General features: G+C 64.5%; 18 protein-coding genes. 6 read left to right on the top strand and 12 right to left on the bottom strand.

Annotation, left to right across the window (positions count from 1 at the left end; genetic code table 11):
• Positions 1-2: 2 nt before the first annotated feature.
• The 8 genes from H7A13_05085 to hemJ all read right to left on the bottom strand — a co-directional run bounded on the left by H7A13_05085 (position 3) and on the right by hemJ (position 6,313).
• Positions 3-386, bottom strand: coding sequence for a hypothetical protein (locus H7A13_05085; protein MCP5332716.1), 384 nt, complete (start codon positions 384-386; stop codon positions 3-5).
• Positions 383-676 carry a hypothetical protein gene (locus tag H7A13_05080; GenBank protein ID MCP5332715.1) on the bottom strand — a complete coding sequence of 98 codons (294 nt, stop codon included), beginning with the start codon at positions 674-676 and terminating at the stop codon, positions 383-385. Before H7A13_05080 ends, H7A13_05085 begins: the two co-directional genes overlap by 4 nt.
• Before the next feature lie 141 nt (positions 677-817).
• Entirely contained in the window at positions 818-1,363 is a 546-nt protein-coding gene (locus H7A13_05075; protein MCP5332714.1) for a hypothetical protein, read from the bottom strand.
• Between the two features lie 248 nt (positions 1,364-1,611).
• Positions 1,612-3,174, bottom strand: a complete 1,563-nt coding sequence (locus H7A13_05070) for an AAA family ATPase (GenBank protein ID MCP5332713.1) — start codon at positions 3,172-3,174, stop codon at positions 1,612-1,614.
• A gap of 14 nt (positions 3,175-3,188) precedes the next feature.
• On the bottom strand, positions 3,189-4,475 hold the full coding sequence (gene hemL, locus H7A13_05065; GenBank protein ID MCP5332712.1) for a glutamate-1-semialdehyde 2,1-aminomutase: 1,287 nt from the start codon (positions 4,473-4,475) through the stop codon (positions 3,189-3,191).
• Positions 4,472-5,104 carry a thiamine phosphate synthase gene (locus tag H7A13_05060; protein MCP5332711.1) on the bottom strand — a complete coding sequence of 211 codons (633 nt, stop codon included), beginning with the start codon at positions 5,102-5,104 and terminating at the stop codon, positions 4,472-4,474. The genes hemL and H7A13_05060 overlap by 4 nt, the downstream gene beginning before the upstream one ends.
• Positions 5,101-5,877 carry a hydroxymethylpyrimidine/phosphomethylpyrimidine kinase gene (locus H7A13_05055; GenBank protein MCP5332710.1) on the bottom strand — a complete coding sequence of 259 codons (777 nt, stop codon included), beginning with the start codon at positions 5,875-5,877 and terminating at the stop codon, positions 5,101-5,103. The genes H7A13_05060 and H7A13_05055 overlap by 4 nt, the downstream gene beginning before the upstream one ends.
• A gap of 13 nt (positions 5,878-5,890) precedes the next feature.
• Positions 5,891-6,313, bottom strand: coding sequence for a protoporphyrinogen oxidase HemJ (gene hemJ, locus H7A13_05050; GenBank protein MCP5332709.1), 423 nt, complete (start codon positions 6,311-6,313; stop codon positions 5,891-5,893).
• Between the two features lie 155 nt (positions 6,314-6,468).
• Between hemJ and H7A13_05045 the strand changes: the two genes are divergently transcribed.
• Together H7A13_05045 and erpA are read left to right on the top strand one after the other, a co-directional pair.
• Positions 6,469-7,509: an N-acetyl-gamma-glutamyl-phosphate reductase gene (locus H7A13_05045; GenBank protein MCP5332708.1), complete on the top strand. Its 1,041-nt coding sequence runs from the start codon at positions 6,469-6,471 to the stop codon at positions 7,507-7,509.
• A 90-nt stretch (positions 7,510-7,599) separates the two neighbouring features.
• Entirely contained in the window at positions 7,600-7,953 is a 354-nt protein-coding gene (erpA, locus tag H7A13_05040) for an iron-sulfur cluster insertion protein ErpA (protein ID MCP5332707.1), read from the top strand.
• A gap of 9 nt (positions 7,954-7,962) precedes the next feature.
• Here the strand turns inward: erpA and H7A13_05035 are convergent, their stop codons facing one another.
• Positions 7,963-9,054, bottom strand: a complete 1,092-nt coding sequence (locus H7A13_05035; protein MCP5332706.1) for an anhydro-N-acetylmuramic acid kinase — start codon at positions 9,052-9,054, stop codon at positions 7,963-7,965.
• 41 nt (positions 9,055-9,095) lie between these two features.
• Positions 9,096-10,409 (bottom strand): peptidoglycan DD-metalloendopeptidase family protein, encoded by a 1,314-nt coding sequence (locus H7A13_05030; protein ID MCP5332705.1) that lies wholly within the window; start codon positions 10,407-10,409, stop codon positions 9,096-9,098.
• Between the two features lie 244 nt (positions 10,410-10,653).
• Here H7A13_05030 and H7A13_05025 point away from each other — a divergent pair, with 244 nt between their 5' ends.
• From H7A13_05025 to prmB, 4 genes are all read left to right on the top strand, one after another.
• On the top strand, positions 10,654-11,865 hold the full coding sequence (locus H7A13_05025; GenBank protein MCP5332704.1) for a tyrosine--tRNA ligase: 1,212 nt from the start codon (positions 10,654-10,656) through the stop codon (positions 11,863-11,865).
• A gap of 47 nt (positions 11,866-11,912) precedes the next feature.
• A complete protein-coding gene (locus H7A13_05020) occupies positions 11,913-12,242 on the top strand; it encodes an NGG1p interacting factor NIF3 (protein ID MCP5332703.1) in 330 nt (109 codons plus the stop codon).
• 102 nt (positions 12,243-12,344) lie between these two features.
• Complete coding sequence (locus H7A13_05015; GenBank protein ID MCP5332702.1) at positions 12,345-13,988, top strand: acyl-CoA synthetase; 1,644 nt, start codon at positions 12,345-12,347, stop codon at positions 13,986-13,988.
• 9 nt (positions 13,989-13,997) lie between these two features.
• Complete coding sequence (prmB, locus tag H7A13_05010; GenBank protein MCP5332701.1) at positions 13,998-14,909, top strand: 50S ribosomal protein L3 N(5)-glutamine methyltransferase; 912 nt, start codon at positions 13,998-14,000, stop codon at positions 14,907-14,909.
• A gap of 33 nt (positions 14,910-14,942) precedes the next feature.
• Here prmB and H7A13_05005 read toward each other — a convergent pair whose 3' ends face one another.
• Both H7A13_05005 and H7A13_05000 read right to left on the bottom strand, forming a co-directional pair.
• Entirely contained in the window at positions 14,943-15,506 is a 564-nt protein-coding gene (locus H7A13_05005; GenBank protein MCP5332700.1) for an NUDIX hydrolase, read from the bottom strand.
• 86 nt (positions 15,507-15,592) lie between these two features.
• Positions 15,593-15,940: a DUF3135 domain-containing protein gene (locus H7A13_05000; GenBank protein MCP5332699.1), complete on the bottom strand. Its 348-nt coding sequence runs from the start codon at positions 15,938-15,940 to the stop codon at positions 15,593-15,595.
• Positions 15,941-16,159: the final 219 nt, after the last annotated feature.

Raw genomic sequence — 16,159 nt, 5'->3', positions numbered from 1 at the left:
GGTCAGGGCGGCTCCTGCCCCTTGAGCTGGGCAATCTGCCGGGCCGCGCCGGAATGCTTCAGCCACAGCCGCTGCGACAGCAGCGTGCCGATGGCAATCAGCGAGAGCAGGAGCAGCAGGCCAAAGAACCCCAGCAGCAGCCAGAGCCGGGTGCGTGGCTCATCGACGAACAGAAAGAGCGCGGTCACAGTGCCGCCAATCAGTCCGGCGACCAGCATTTGCGCGGCGCATAGCAACAGCAGTGCGCCGGCCATGCCGAGACGCACTGCCTGCAGCAGTTTCAGATAGGCGATCAACCCCTGCCGTTCACAGTGCAGCCAGGTGGCACTCAACAGGCGCTGTTGCAGCAGCAGACGCGCCGCGCGGCCGAAAAAGCCCAGCTTCATTTGCGGCCACTTCTGAGCAGAAGCCCCAGCATCAGGCCGGCCAGTCCGGCCAGGCCGAGTGCCGTCCAGGGGCGCTCGGCGGTGCTCTGCTCGACCTGCTGCTGCAATGTCTGCGCATCGATGCCGAGTTCGGCCTTCAGCTCGGCCAGTTGCGGTTTCAGCTCGGCCACCGTCTGCCGCAGCCGTTCGATGTCCCGCCGCAGCAGTGCCTTCGCCTCATCGGTAATGGTCGAACCACCCTGCGCCTGCAACTGGGTGATGGCATCGGAAAGCGAGTTCGGTTCGCGCATGGGTGTCTCCTGCTGCCGACCCAGGGTGGATCAGACAGGTCGTTCAATCGGGGTCAGCGCAGCTGAATTAAGCAAATCGGCCGGGTAAAAGCAACGCGCCGCCGGTGGTTCCTGGCCTGGAGCGCTGCAAGGAGCGGCAGATCAGTCATCGCCCCCATGCGCTTCAAGCAACTCATCCATGTCGTCGCTGACGCCGTAACCAAGGTCGCGGCTGATGTTTCGTACCACCGCCAGGCGTTCCAGCAAGGCGGGTCGCGCCGCATCAGGCAGCGCGGCAATGGCTGTCAATGCCTGGCCGAACATCCGCACCAATGCATCGAAGTAGCCCTCGTCCTGCAGGCCAATGTCGTGGCTGAAACCCGCCGCACGCTCACAGTAGAACACCATCAGTTCCGCCAGTCCGTCGGGTTGACCAACCGCTTTTCTGTAGTCCGCAATCGCCTTCTTGGCCTTGGCGACCGAGGTGTCCTGGTTCTTGAATGCATCTGGCCAGAGCCAGCGGTCGAGGGTGCTCTTGTAGGGTTGCAGAACATCGTCGCCGAGCGCAAAGCGCGCGTGCAGGAATGTCTGGTTCTCCTTGCTGGCGGCGTAGAGGTCATGCACCAGACCGATCAGGCCGGCACGGTCGAAGCCGGCCAGCCTGGCTTTGACGTCGCTCCAGCTGGGCCTGTTTTTCTTCGTGGTCATCGTCTTGTTCCTCGTCGCTGGCCGGCTCCGTTCCTCTTGGGCGGCGGGTGATGATTTTCTTCCATTCATCCGGGATCCCTGTTCATCATGCCAACCCGAAGTAGCATTCAAAAAACGCCGCGAGTTTGTCCAGCACGGCCTGCTTCTTCAGCCCGTGGCCGTTTTCCCTGGAGAAGCGTGATCCCGGCGGCAGCACCTTGGTGATGGCGGTGCCGGTGGTCGGGATGGCGCCGTCATGGAAGGCGTTTTCATTGTGCCGGCGTCTGTGCCCGCCGCTCGATCTCCTCGACCAGCTCGCTGATGGCGGGCAGCCGTTCGGCGCTGAGGGTGATGGTGTCAGCGAGCTCATCGGCCGTCAGTGGCTCCTGCGTTTTCAACTGGCTCTCCAGCACCGCCAGGTTGGCATCGGAGACCTCGTTCGGGTCGCTGGCGCGGGCCTTGAGTCGGCTCACCAGGGTGGCGAGTTCCGCGCTGATCGAGAGGATGATCCGGCGCACGCCGAGCTCGGTGGCGATGGCGGCAAAAGTGGCGCGTTGCGGTCGATGCAGAAAGGTGGCATCGACGATGACGGCAAAGCCGGCCGCGATCAGGGTGCGGGCCAGTTCGGCCAGCCGCGCGAAGGTGCGCTGGGTGGCTTCGGCGCTGTAAAGCCCCGCCGCTGCACCGCCACGCTGGGTGCGGTCGAGGCCATGCAGCCGTTTGCGCTCGACATCGGAGCGCAGCCGCACGGCGCCGGTCTGGCTGGCGATGTAGAGCGCCAGGTGTGACTTGCCGCTGCCGGAGAGGCCATGGGCCAGTCCCAGCCAGGGGTGTCTGGGCTGGATGAACTGCTCGGCCAGCCGCAGGTAGTGGCTGCCCTGCTGCACGGCCTGCTGGCGTGCTGCGCCTTGCAGCTGTTCGGCGCGCAGCAGCGCCACCTTGGCGCGCACCAGCGCGCGGTAGACTTGGTAGAAATTGAACAGCAGCAGCCCTTCATGGTCGCCGCTGGCCTCGAGGTAGCCGTTCAGCAGGCCAGCGGCCAGTTCGGGGTGACCGCGGTCGGTCAGATCCATGGTGACGAAGGCCAGCTCGCTCTGCACGTCGATGAAGCGCAGATCGGCGTTGAATTCGAGGCAGTCGAACAGCACGAACTCACCCTGGATGCGGGCGATGTTGCCCAGATGCAGGTCGCCATGGCATTCGCGCACGCAGCCGGCCGCCTTGCGGGCAGTGAAGTGGCGGCCGAGCCGCTTGCCCTCGGCTTCGCTCCAGCGCTCCAGCCGCAGCAGCCGGGCGGCGTCGACCGGGTCATCGATGCGCGGCCGCAGCTGGGTGAAGTTCTCCCGCACCGGCGCCATCACCCTGGCCGCGCTGCCATGGGCCGAGTCGGCGGCGGCCTCGGCGAGCAGTTGGTGCTTTTCGGCGATCAGGGCGCCGAGGCGAAAGGCCTCTTCGAGGCTGAGCTGGCCAGCCGCGAGCTGACGGTCGAGCAGGGCACTCTGGTCGAACTGGCGCATCACCACCGCATGGTCGAGCACCTCACCGGTGCCGCCGATGCGCGGTGCCTGCGGCGTGCCGGTGATCGGCACCACCCGCAGGTAGAGCGACAGCGTGAAGCGGCGATTGAGGCGCAGCTCCTCCTCACAGAACCGCTTGCGCAGCGCCAGGGTCGAAAAATCGACGAAGCCGAAGTTGACCGGCTTCTTGACCTTGTAGGCCAGTTCGCCGGTCAGGATCACCCAGGAGATGTGGGTCTCGATCAGCTCGATCCGCCCGGTCGGGTGGGGGTAGCAGGCGGGGTTGAGCAGTTGCTCGATCCAATGTGCGGCCATGGCGCCCTTCGTGTTCACTCCATGAGGCGGGCGAAGACCCGCCGGGCGGCAGCGAAGGTGTGTTCCAGTTCGGCTGCACCATGCGCGGTGGAGAGAAAGCCGGCCTCGAAGGCCGAGGGTGCCAGATAGACTCCTTCGTCCAGCATGGCATGAAAGAAGCGGTTGAAGCGTGCGCTGTCGCAGCGGGTGGCCTGGTCGTAGCTGCTGACCTCGGGTTGTGTGGTGAAGAAGAGGCCGAACATGCTGCCGACATGCTGGGTGATGAAGGGGATGCCGGCGCTGCGGGCCAGTTCGGCCAGCCCCTGGCTGAGGGCGCTGGTCTGGGCTTCGAGCCGGGCGATGACGCCGGGCTGTTCGAGCTGTTGCAGCGTGGCCAGCCCGGCGGCCATCGCCAGCGGATTGCCCGACAGGGTGCCGGCCTGGTAGACCGGTCCGAGCGGCGCCAGCCTGGCCATCACGTCACGCCGGCCGCCGAATGCGCCGACCGGCAGGCCGCCACCGATCACCTTGCCGAGCACGGTCAGGTCCGGCGTGATGCCATAGCGCGCCTGGGCACCGCCCAGCGCGACGCGAAAGCCTGTCATCACCTCGTCAAAGATCAGCAGGGCGCCATGGCGGTTGCAGAGGTGCTGCAACCCTTCGAGAAAGCCGGGCAGCGGCGGGATGCAGTTCATGTTGCCGGCCACCGGCTCGATGATGACGCAGGCGATCTCACTGCCCTGCGCGGCGAAGAGCGCTTCGAGCTGTGCCAGGTTGTTGTATTCGAGGGTCAGCGTCAGTTCGGCCAGTGCCTTGGGCACGCCCAGCGAGCTGGGCACGCCGAAGGTGAGGGCACCCGAACCGGCCTTGACCAGCAGTGAGTCGCCATGGCCATGGTAACAGCCCTCGAACTTGACGATCTTGTCACGGCCGGTGAAGCCGCGTGCCAGCCGGATTGCGCTCATGGTGGCCTCGGTGCCGGAGCTGACCATCCGCACCTGTTCGATCGATGGAATCAGCGCACGGATCTTCTCGGCCAGTTCGGTTTCGAGCGCAGTGGGGGCGCCGAAGCTGAAACCCAGCCGCAGCCGCGACTCGACGGCTGCCACCACGGCCGGATGGGCGTGGCCGAGAATCAGTGGGCCCCAGGAGCAGACATAGTCGACATAGCGGCGGCCATCGACATCGATCAGCCAGGCGCCTTCGCCGCGTTCGATGAAGCGTGGCGTGCCACCGACCGAGCGAAAGGCGCGCACCGGCGAGTTGACGCCGCCGGGAATCACCTGCTGGGCGGCGCTGAAGAGGGTCTCTGAGTGGGTCATGGTCTGGCTGCCTGCGGTTCGATGAAGAGTCGTTGAAACTGGAGAGCGCGCTGCGCGATGTCGTGGCTGCCGAACAGCCCTTCGATCACGGCGATGGCATCGGCACCGGCTTCGATCACGCTGCGGGCATTATCGACGCTGATGCCGCCGATGGCCACGATCGGCACGTCGAGCCGTCGACGCGCCTCATGCAGCAGCCCGAGCGGCGCCGGCGGCGCCTGTGGCTTGCTGCGTGAGGCAAAGAAGCGGCCGAAGGCAACATAGCTGGCGCCGGCGGCCACGGCCGTTTCGGCCCAGTCGAGCCGCTGATGGCAGGTGGCGCCGATCAGTGCCGTCGGGCCCAGTTGGCGCCGTGCGGTGGCGAGATCGCCATCTTCACGGCCCAGATGGAGTCCATCGGCGCCGATGTCGAGCACCAGTTGCAGGTCGTCGTTGACGATCAGCGGCCGACCCTGCTTGCGGCAGAGCGCGAGCAGGGCCTCGGCTTGCTGCCGGCGGCGCTGGGCATCGGTCGACTTGTCGCGGTACTGCACCAGTTGGGCGCCGCCTTTCAATGCGGCTTCGACCCACTGCAACAGCCGTGCGTCGTCAGTGGTGGTCGGGGTGATGGCGTAGAGTCCGCGGATCATCGGGGCGCGATCCGCCGGGGAATCCACTGTCCACCGCCCAGCGGCTCTGCCAGCACCATGGCGCGGTGACTCTGCTCGCTGCTCAATCTCACCGCCGTCGGCAGTGGCTGGCCCAGCGCGATCTGGGCGCAGAGCAGGGCCGCCAAGGTGCAGCCGCTGCCATGGAAGCGGTGCGGCAGCCGGGGCCAGCGGTCACGCTGGATCAGCCCCTGCCGGCCGTAGAGGCGGTTCTCCAGCCAGGGCGTGTCGCCATCATGGCCACCACTCACCAGCAGGTGCTCGCAGCCCCTGTCGAGCAGCCGGCCGACCGCACTGGCTTCGTCGTCGACCCCGGCGAGCTGGAACAGTTCTTCGCGGTTGGGGGTGAGGCAGGTCGCCCGTGGCAGCAGCCGCTGGCGCAGCGCATCGAGGTAGGCGCGGTCGGTGACCAGGTGTCCGCCACCGCTGCGCAGGATCGGATCGACCACCAGCGGCAGCCGTGACAGTGCGGTTTCCAGCAGGGCGGCGACTTCGTCGATGGCGGCCGTGCTGCCAAGCAGACCGATCTTGATGGCGCTGATGGCAAAGTCGTCGAGCAGGCAACGGGTCTGGGCAGTGATCCAGCCGGCTGGCACCGGCTCGATCCGCGCGATGTCGTGGCTGTTCTGCACGGTCAGTGCCGTCACCACGGTCAGCGCATGGCAGCCTGCCGCGGCGGCGGCCTCGGCGTCGGCTTGGATGCCTGCGCCGCCGGTCGGATCGTGACCGCCAAGGCAGAGGATCAGCGGGCGCATGGTCGGGGCTGGCTCAGAAGGGACGCACGATCACCAGAATCACCACCGGCAGCAGGATCAGTACCGGGAACTCATTGAACCAGCGGTAAAAAATCTCGCCATGGCGATTCTGATCGGCCGCGAAGCGTTGCAGCAGCCGGCCGCAGTATAGGTGGTAGGCAAGCAGGATCAGCACCAGTGTCAGCTTGGCGTGCATCCAGTAGGCAGTGCGGTAGCTCTCCCAGTTGGGCAGCAGCATCGCCAGCCCCAGAGCGACCGTCGCCACCATCGAAGGGGTCATGATGCCGCGATAGAGCTTGCGCTCCATCACCTTGAAGCGGTCGCGGCTCGGCTGATCTTCGCTCATGCTGTGATAGACGAACAGCCGAGGCAGGTAGAAGAGGCCCGCAAACCAGCAGACCACGGCAATCAGGTGAAAGGCCTTGAGCCAGAGCATCGAGCACTCCCGCGCATTGAGTTGGGCGAAACCGGCACCATTGTAATGCGGTGCCGCTGATCTGTCGGCGTTGACGCACTCATTCCCGGGTAGCCGAGCCGCTATAATCTCCGCCATTCGTCTTGGCTGTTCTGAAGAGATCAAAGGAGATCGTCGTGGTCAAAGTGGGCATTGTCGGGGGCACCGGCTACACCGGTGTGGAGCTGCTGCGGCTGCTGGCGCGCCATCCGGAGGTTTCGGTCGAGCTGATCACCTCGCGCGGCGAGGCCGGCATTCGCGTCGACCAGATCTATCCCAACCTGCGCGGCTTCTATGACTTGGCCTTTGTCGCCCCCGATCCTGCCGCCCTGAGCGAGCTGGATGTGGTCTTCTTCGCCACCCCTCACGGCGTGGCGATGGAGATGGCGCCAGCACTGGTGGCGGCCGGCGTGCGGGTGATCGACCTCTCCGCCGACTTTCGCCTGAAGGATCCGCTGCTGTTCCAGAAGTGGTACGGGATGCCGCACAGCGCCACCGACCTGTTGCAGGAGGCGGTCTATGGTCTGCCGGAATGCAACCGCGCGCAGATTCGGCAGGCGCGGCTGGTGGCGGTGCCGGGCTGCTATCCGACGGCGATACAGCTGGGCCTGCTGCCACTGCTGGAGGCGAAACTGGTCGACGAACGGTCGCTGATCGCCGACGCCAAATCGGGGGTGAGCGGCGCTGGCCGTCAGGGCAAGATCGCCAACCTGCTGTGTGAGGTTGCGGACAGCTTCAAGGCCTATGGCGTTCCTGGCCACCGTCATCTGCCCGAGATCACCGCTCATCTTGGTCAATACCTCGGCCGCGCCGCACCTGGCCTCACCTTCGTGCCCCATCTGGCGCCGATGATTCGCGGCATTCATGCCACCCTCTATGCGCGGCTGAAGGATCCGGCAGTCCAGCCCGATCTGCAGCAGCTCTACGCCGAGCGTTACCGCGATGAACCCTTCGTCGATCTGCTGCCCGCCGGAGAGCATCCGGAGACCCGCAGCGTGCGCGGCGCCAACCTCTGCCGGCTGGCGCTGCACCGCCCGCAAGGGGGCGACACCCTGGTCGTGCTCTCGGTGATCGACAACTTGGTCAAGGGGGCTGCCGGGCAGGCGATCCAGAACATGAACCTCTGTTGCGGGCTGCCGGAGACGAGTGGTCTCGACGCGCCGGCGCTGCTGCCCTGAAGCGAGCGCTCTGCCGACGAAATAGTTGACTTTAATGCTTGGTTTTAATAGGGTGATTGCCGGTGCTTTCACAATGCAGGTGAGTGAGCAATGAGCAGCGTACAGGTGCAGCAGCCGGTTGCACTCGAGGTGACCGCGGCCGCGGCACGCAAGGTGCGTCGTCTGGTCGATGAAGAGGGCAACAGCCAGCTCAAGTTGCGGGTGTTCGTGACCGGCGGTGGCTGTTCCGGTTTTCAGTATGGCTTCAGCTTCGATGACGAAGCGGCCGAGGATGACACCCGGATCGAGCGCGATGGCGTCACCGTGCTGGTCGATCCGATGAGCTTTCAATATCTGGTCGGCTCGGAGATCGACTACTCCGAAGGGCTCGAAGGGTCACGTTTCGTGGTCCGCAATCCCAACGCGACCACCACCTGCGGCTGTGGATCGAGTTTCGCGGTCTGATCCAGCGGATCAGTCGTCAGGCAGATAGACCCCGCCGAGCATGACGGGCCGGCGGGCGCCGGTGACGCTGGGCAGGTTGCCCGGTCGACCCAGCAACCGCTGCCGTGCCAGCCAGGCGAAGGTGGCGGCCTCGACCCACTGCGGCGGTAGTCCCAGCAGTTCGGTGGAGTGAATCCGCCGCCCGGGCAGGGCAGCCTGCAACCGATCGACCAGCGCGCGGTTCTCGACGCCCCCTCCACACAGGTAGAGTTCGGTCCCGCACCCCCAGCGGTCGATGGCCTGCGCCACGCTCCGGGCGGTCAGTTCGAGCAGCGTCGCCTGCACATCGACCGGAGCGCAGTGCGCGAAGTCGCGCAGTCGTTGCGTCAGCCAGTTGAGGTTGAACCGTTCACGACCGGTGCTCTTCGGCGGAGTTGCCTGGAAAAAAGCGTCGTCCAGCAAGGCGCGCAGCAGCGGTTCATGGCAACTGCCACTGCGGCTCCAGTTGCCACGGTGATCATAGGGCTGGCCGAGGTGGCGCTGACACCAGCCATCGAGCAGCGCATTGCCCGGCCCGGTGTCGAAGCCAACGACCGCGGCAGGGTGCTGCGTCGGCGGCAGAACCGTCAGATTGGCGATGCCGCCCAGGTTGAGCACCATCCGATATTCAGTGGGGTGGGAGAACAGCCAGTGGTGGAATGCCGGCGCCAGCGGTGCCCCCTCTCCTCCGGCCACCATGTCCTTGCGGCGGAAATCGGCCACCGTGACCAGGCCGGTCAGGTAGGCGATGCGGTTGGGATCGCCCACCTGGCAGGTGAAGGCATGGTCGCCGCCGGGTGAATGGCGCAGGGTCTGGCCATGGCTGCCGATTGCGCGGATGCGCGCGCGATCGATGCCGCACTGCGCCAACAGTTGATTGACCGCCGTCGCGATCAGCTCGGCATGGTCGATGTCGAGCCGATGGAGGCGATTGAGTTCATCGGGGCCCGGTGTGGCGAGCGCGATGACCTCCTGCCGGATGTCGGCGGGAATCGGCAGGCTGTGCTTCGCCAGCAGCAGACAGGAGGTGTCGGTGAACCGGAACAGGCCGACATCGACGGCATCAAGGCTGGTGCCGGACATGACCCCCAGATAGCAGTCGCCGTCGGATCTCTCTTCCGTGCTCAATCATTCAACCCGGCGCGTGCCACCGCCGCGGGGGTGGACTCACCCTGCTTCAGCATCGCCACCAAGGGGCCGGTCTGTGACTTGAAGCGGTCGAGCTCGCGCCCGGCCACGGCGGGCGCTTGCGGCAGCGGGACGGTCAGCGGGTTGCGGTGCACGCCATCGACCTGGAACTCATAGTGCAGGTGGTTGCCGGTGGCGAGACCGCTGGCGCCGACATAGCCGATCACTTCACCCTGCCGCACCTTCTGCCCGTTGCGGATCGAGGGGGCGAACCCTTGGAGGTGGGCATAGAGGGTGGTGTAGCGGTCACCATGCTGGATCGTGATGGTGTTGCCGTAGCCACCCTTGCGGCCGGCGAAAGTTACCCGGCCATCGCCGACGCTCTTGACTGGCGTGCCGGCACTGGCCGAGTAGTCGATGCCCTTGTGGGCGCGCATGGTGTGCAGAATCGGGTGGAAGCGGCTCAGGCTGAACAGTGAGGTGATGCGCACGACGTCGAGCGGGTTGCGGATGAACGCCTTGCGCATGCCGCGGCCGTCTGGAGTGTAGTAACCCTCGTTGCCCTGCGCATCGACATGGCGCACGGTCTGGTAGCGGCGTCCCTGATTGATGAATTCGGCGGCCAGAATCGGACCGTCATCGATCTTCTTGCCGTCGATGAAGCGCTCCTGATAGATGACAGAGAAGCGGTCGCCCTGGCGCAGATCCTCGGTGTAATCGATGTCCCAGCCGAAGAGGTCGGCCAACTGGCTGGCCACGGCTTGGGAGAGCCCCGCTTTCTGGCAAGAGAGAAACAGCGACTGATCGATCACGCCGCTGTGCCGGCGGAGCTGGAGCTCGGGCTCGCGCTTCTCAACGGTGACATCGAAGCTGTCGTTGGTCCTTTGCCACTGTACCGACTCAAGCGCGTTGGGGCTGAATTTGAACCTCTCCAGTTGACCCTCCGTGCCGACTTGCAGTGCCAGTTTGTGCCCTGGATGGATCTGATGCAGCCGCTTGGTCTCCTTGCCCGAATCGAGCAGCATCGCCAGTTCGTTGGGTGCGATGCCGGCGCGTTTGAACAGCGTGCCCAGCGTGTCGCCGGTCTGGACGACATATTCATCCCACAGTTCCGGCTCGACCAGAGCGGTGGTGACGGCCACCGCCGGCTGTTCGGTGCTCTGCGGTGTGGTGGGGGCGGGCAGGGTCAGCGGCACGACACTCTTGATGGCGGCGGCCTCTTCGCTTGGCAGCAGCCAGGCGATCAGCACGGTGGCGCTCAGCAGCAGGGTGGCGGCGATCAGGTGCAGTCGAGGGAAGGCTGTTTTCACAGCAGAAGCTGGTGGCAGTGCTGCCATCGGATACAATCTCACTTTATCGTTCTTCCGTTGCGGGCCGGATTATATCAACTGAATCCGGCAGGGCTACCCCGTCGAGTGGGCGGCCCGGTGCGTTAGTGCGACATCCGGGCCAATGGTTCAATGCATCTGTTCGGTGCCGTCTGAAAATTGGCACTGAAACAAGGTGTCAACCTCAAATAAGCAATATAGACACCAATTTAATGGGTTGTGACGAATGACATCGGTAAAGGCCGCGCTCGAGCTCATCAAGGCCGGGGCGCATGAGATCATCTCCGAGCCGGAGCTGATCGAAAAACTGGGCAGTGGCCGCAAACTGCGGGTCAAGGCGGGCTTCGATCCCACCGCGCCCGATCTGCATCTGGGTCACGCGGTGCTGCTGAACAAGCTCCATCAGTTCCAGCAGTTGGGCCATGAGGTGCTGTTTCTGATCGGTGACTTCACCGGCATGATCGGCGACCCCACTGGCAAGAATGTCACGCGCAAGCCCCTCACCCGTCAGCAGGTCGAACAGAATGCGCAGACCTACAGCGAGCAGGTGTTCACCGTGCTCGACCGGGCAAAAACCCAGGTGGTGTTCAATTCGCAGTGGATGGGCAGGTTCGATGCCAGTGACATGATCAAGCTGGCGAGTCGCTACACCGTTGCCCGCATGCTCGAGCGCGATGATTTTCACAAACGCTACCGTGGTGGCCAGCCGATCGCACTGCATGAGTTTCTCTATCCGCTGATTCAGGGCCATGACTCGGTCGAACTGCGCGCCGACATCGAGCTGGGCGGCACCGACCAGAAGTTCAATCTGCTGGTCGGGCGTGAGTTGCAGCGCGATGCCGGTCAGACGCCGCAGGTGGTGATGACCATGCCGATTCTCGAGGGATTGGATGGCGTGCAGAAGATGTCCAAGTCGCTCGACAACTACATTGGCCTGCGTGAACCGCCCAACACGATGTTCGGCAAACTGATGTCGATCAGCGACACCTTGATGTGGCGCTACTATGCACTGCTGAGCAGGCGGTTGCCGACAGAGGTCGCCGCCATGCAGGCGCAGTGCGAGGCAGGAGAGCTCAATCCGCGTGATGCCAAGGTGGAGCTGGCCCGGGAGCTGGTGACGCGGTTCCACAGCGCCACCGAGGCCGAGGCGGCGCATCAGGCGTTCGTGGCCCGCTTTCAGCAGGGTGCCCTGCCGCAGGAGATTCCCGAACTGTGCATCGCCCATGGCGGTTATCCGGCAGAGGGGGTGCCGATCGCCAACCTGCTGAAGGAGGCCGGTCTGGTCGCCAGCACCTCCGAGGCGCTGCGGCTGATCGGCCAGGGTGGGGTCAGGATCGATGGGATCCGTTTGCAGGAAAAAAACCATCGGGTGGCACCCGGCAGCGAGCATCTCTATCAAGCCGGCAAGCACCGTTTTGCCCGGATTCGGGTGAATTGATGCGTCCCGCGCACCGACACGGAGCGCTGGAGCACTGTTGAGGCCCCATGTACAAACTGGTCTTTTTCGTTCCGATCGAGCAGCTCGAAGCGGTGAAAGCAGCGCTCTTTGCCGCAGGTGGCGGGCGGATCGGCCACTATGACTGCTGTGCCTGGCAGGTGCTGGGGCTGGGTCAATTTCGTCCACGTGCCGGCAGCAATCCTTTTCTGGGCAGCCAGGAGCAGTTGGAGCAGGTGCAGGAGTACCGGGTCGAAATGGTGGTGGCCGATGCACTGATCGAGCCGGTGATCCGGGCGCTCCATGCCGTTCACCCCTATGAAGAGCCGGCTTATGATGTGTGCCACCTGGAGGATTTTTCACATCTGAAGCCGACCTGAAGCCGATGGGTCAGCGCAGTGGGTACAATGCAACCTGATGCTCGAAAAGGCGCCGCGTGGCGTCAGCCAAAACGATAACTACAACTCAAAGGAGAACTGTCGATGGAGATGCACTTTGCCACCCTGTGGGAGCAGATCGCTGCCCAGATTCCCCAGCGTACCGCGCTGATCCATGGCGAGCGCAAGGTCGCCTGGGGCCCCTACCAGGAGCGCGCCGCGTGCATCGCCCAGTTTCTGCATCAGCAGGGGCTGGGGCATGACAGCAAGATGGGGCTCTATCTCTACAATTCGCCGGAGTACATGGAAGCGCAGTTCGCCGGCTTCAAGATTCGCGGCGTTCCGGTCAACGTCAACTACCGCTACCTCGAGGATGAGCTGGTCTATCTGCTCGACAACTCCGACAGCGAGGCGCTGTTCTTTCATGGCCGCTTCGCCGAGCGCATCGCCAACATTCGGCACAAGCTGCCCAAGGTGCGCTGCCTGATCCAGGTGGATGATGGCAGTGGTGCGCCACTGCTGGCCGGTGCGCACGACTATGAGCAGATCATTCGTACCCATGCGCCGATGGCGCCGATCGAACGCGGCTGGGATGACACCTACATGCTCTATACCGGTGGCACCACCGGCATGCCGAAGGGGGTGATGTACAAGCTGGGCGAGATGTGTGCCGGATTTCTGGCGCCGTTCGAGGCGCGCGGCGTCTCGCCGCCTCCCGCCACCATCGAAGAGACGCTGGCGGCGATCAAGCGGCTGGAGCCGGCCGGACTGCTGCCGGTCACGCTGGTGGCCTGTCCGCTGATGCACGGCACCGGCATGTGGCTTGGCGCGATGATGCCGCACAACATGGGCGGGACCGTGGTCACCCTGGCCGGCACCAAGTTCGATGCCGATGAGCTGTGGGCGGCGGTGCAGCGCGAACGGGTGACCGACATCGTCATCGTTGGCGACGCCTTTGCCAAACCGATGCTGGATGCCCTGCGCGCTGCACAGGCAGCAGGCCGTTCTTATGACATCTCGTCGGTCAGGTTCATCAGCTCTTCCGGCGTCATGTGGACCCAGGAGGTCAAGGCCGGGCTGCTGGAGTTCGGCGACATGATCCTCAACGATGGGCTGGGCTCCACCGAGGGCGGCATGGGCCGTTCGCTGACCACCCGCGCCAACATCGGCGAGACCGCCAAGTTCCAGATGATGGAGTCGACCAAGGTGTTCGACGACAACGACGAGGAGGTCAAGCCCGGTTCCGGCGCGATCGGCATGATCGCCCAAGCCGGTCGGGTGCCGACCGGTTACTACAAGGATCCGGAGAAATCGGCCAAGACCTTCCGTACCATTCGCGGGCTCCGCTACTCGTTTCCCGGCGATTTCGCCACTGTCGAGGCCGATGGCACCATTCGTCTGCTGGGGCGCGGCTCGATGTGCATCAACACCATGGGCGAGAAGGTCTATCCCGAAGAGGTCGAGGAGGCGATCAAGACCCATCCGGCGGTCTATGACTGCCTGGTGGTGGGGGTCAAGGATCCAAAATATGGCGAGCGGGTGGCGGCCGTGGTCTCACTGCGTCCCGGGCAGCAGGCCGACCAGCAGACGCTGATCGACCATGTGGCACACAGGCTGGCTGGCTACAAGAAGCCCCGCAACATCTTCATCGTCGATGAGGTGCAGCGCGCCAGCAACGGCAAGGCCGACTACAAGTGGGCCCGCAGCCGCGCCGACGAAGAGGCGCGCAAACTGGAGATGGGAGGCTGAATGGTCGCAATGGCACCGACGGCAGCGTTCCAGCCCGACTTCGAGGCCGCCCAGTCCGAGCTGCTGACCCTGCGCGACTTTCTGCGTTGGGGGGTCAGCAGTCTGGGGGCAGCGCAGGTGGCCCTGGGCCATGGCTGCGATGATCTGTGGGATGAGGCGTTGCGGCTTATTCTGCACGCGCTGCATCTGCCGCTGGAGGTCGATGACCGGGTGCTGGATGCCCGGCTGCTGCCGCGCGAGCGTCAGCAGGTGGTCGAGCTGTTCCGGCGCCGCATCGTCGATCGATTGCCGAATGCCTACCTGACCGGCGAGGCCTGGTTTGCCGGCCTGCCATTCTTCGTTGATCAGCGGGTGCTGATTCCGCGCTCGCCGCTGGCCGAGCTGATCGCGCGCCGCTTCGAGCCTTGGATCGATTCCAGCCGGGTCGATCGGGTGCTCGACCTCTGCACCGGCAGTGGCTGCATCGCCATCGCTCTGGCCCATGCGTTCGAGGCTGCCGAGGTGGTGGCGACCGATCTCTCGGCCGCCGCACTCGAGGTGGCGGCCATCAACCGGGCCCGCCATGGCCTCGAACAGCGGCTGACGCTGATCGAAGGTGACCTCTTTTCCGGAGTGACCGGCACCTTTGATCTGATCGTCAGCAACCCGCCCTATGTGGCCGAGCAGGAGCTGGCCGCGCTGCCCGCTGAGTATCGCCATGAACCGCGACTGGCGCTGGCGGCGGGGGTGGAGGGGCTCGACATCGTCGAGCGCATTCTGGCGCAGGCCCGGCGCCATCTGCGTCCGGGCGGTCTGCTGGTGGTCGAGGTGGGCTCGGCGGCCGAGGCGCTGGTGGCGCGCCATCCTGACCTCGGCTTCTTCTGGCCCGATTTCGAGCAGGGTGGCGAGGGAATCTTCATTCTGGAGGCCGATCAGCTCTGATCGGCCTGTCGGTTCTCTGTTTCAGTCGGCCAATCAGAGTGGTTTTGGCTGGAAGAAACGAGGATCCGCGGCGCGAATGTCCTGCATCCGCAGTGGATAGTCACCTCGTTCACGGTCGGCAAAGTGGAATTCGAGGGTCTTTCTGATAACCGCAAAGGCGAGCATTTCCCACGGAATCTCCTCGCGCGCGAACAGCTTCACCTCCAGGCTCTCCTTGCCGGCGGCAAAGCCGGGCTCGATCAGTTCGCCGCGAAAAAACAGGTAGATCTGATTGATGTGCACGAGGTTGAAGAGGGTGTAGAGATCGCCGACCCGTACCCGCGCATTGGCCTCTTCCCAGGTTTCCCGCGCGGCCGCCTCCTGGGTGGTCTCATCGTTTTCCATGAAGCCGGCCGGCAGGGTCCAGAAACCCAGGCGCGGCTCGATCGCGCGTCGGCAGAGCAGCACCTGATCATTCTGGGTGATCAGGCAGCCGGCGATGATCTTGGGGTTCTGATAATGGATGGTGCCGCAGTCGCCGCAAACATGGCGTTCACGGTTGTCCGACTCCGGCACTTTCAGCACGATGGCCTCGCCGCAGTGGGTGCAGAACTTCATGGGCTGACTCCGGCAGGCAATGACGGTGGAACCAGCACCAATCTACGCAACCACTGCCCTGAATGAAAGTGGTGGGCGAGCAGTGATCAGGCCCGTGCTTCGCGGGTGCGAAACGGCGTCACCGTGGCGGTGGGTTCGGCGCGCGCCTGCTGGCTGGTCGGGAGGGGTTCGCCCTTCAGTGCCAGATTCAGCGTGTAGAGCGAGTCATGCATCATCTGCGAGAGCTTGATGCAGGCGGCCATCGGGGTCTTGGCGCGCCGGCGTTCCATGTCGATCTGGAACTGCAACCCGCGCAGCCGCTGCTGCCGGCTTTCAGGCGCCTGTGCGATCAGCTCATCGACCAGTTGCAGGCGCAGGGCTTCGAGTGCCTGTGGATCCTGCTCGGCGAGCTGGCGCAGTTGCTCGGGGGCGGGCAGCGGGGTGAATGTAGGCATGGCAGTGGCTCCCGGTGAAGGCAGGCAAACAGTGCATGAAAGAAAAATTTGCCCGCGCGACTTGCTAAAACTCAAAAGCAGTCTACCCGGCGCGGTCGAGCTGATCAATATTTGCACAGACTGTGGCTGGCGGTGGTGCGGCACCGGAATTTTTTGGTGTTTTTGTCGAAATATCGCTGCAAAAAGCGTATGGATGCTGGCTGTTGAGCGAAGTTGTCT

It is taken from the genome of Pseudomonadales bacterium (assembly GCA_024234215.1).
GTDB lineage: Bacteria > Pseudomonadota > Gammaproteobacteria > Pseudomonadales > UBA5862 > JACKOQ01.
Note: the sequence above shows the minus strand (reverse complement) of the source record. Positions and strands in the feature narration are given on the sequence as shown.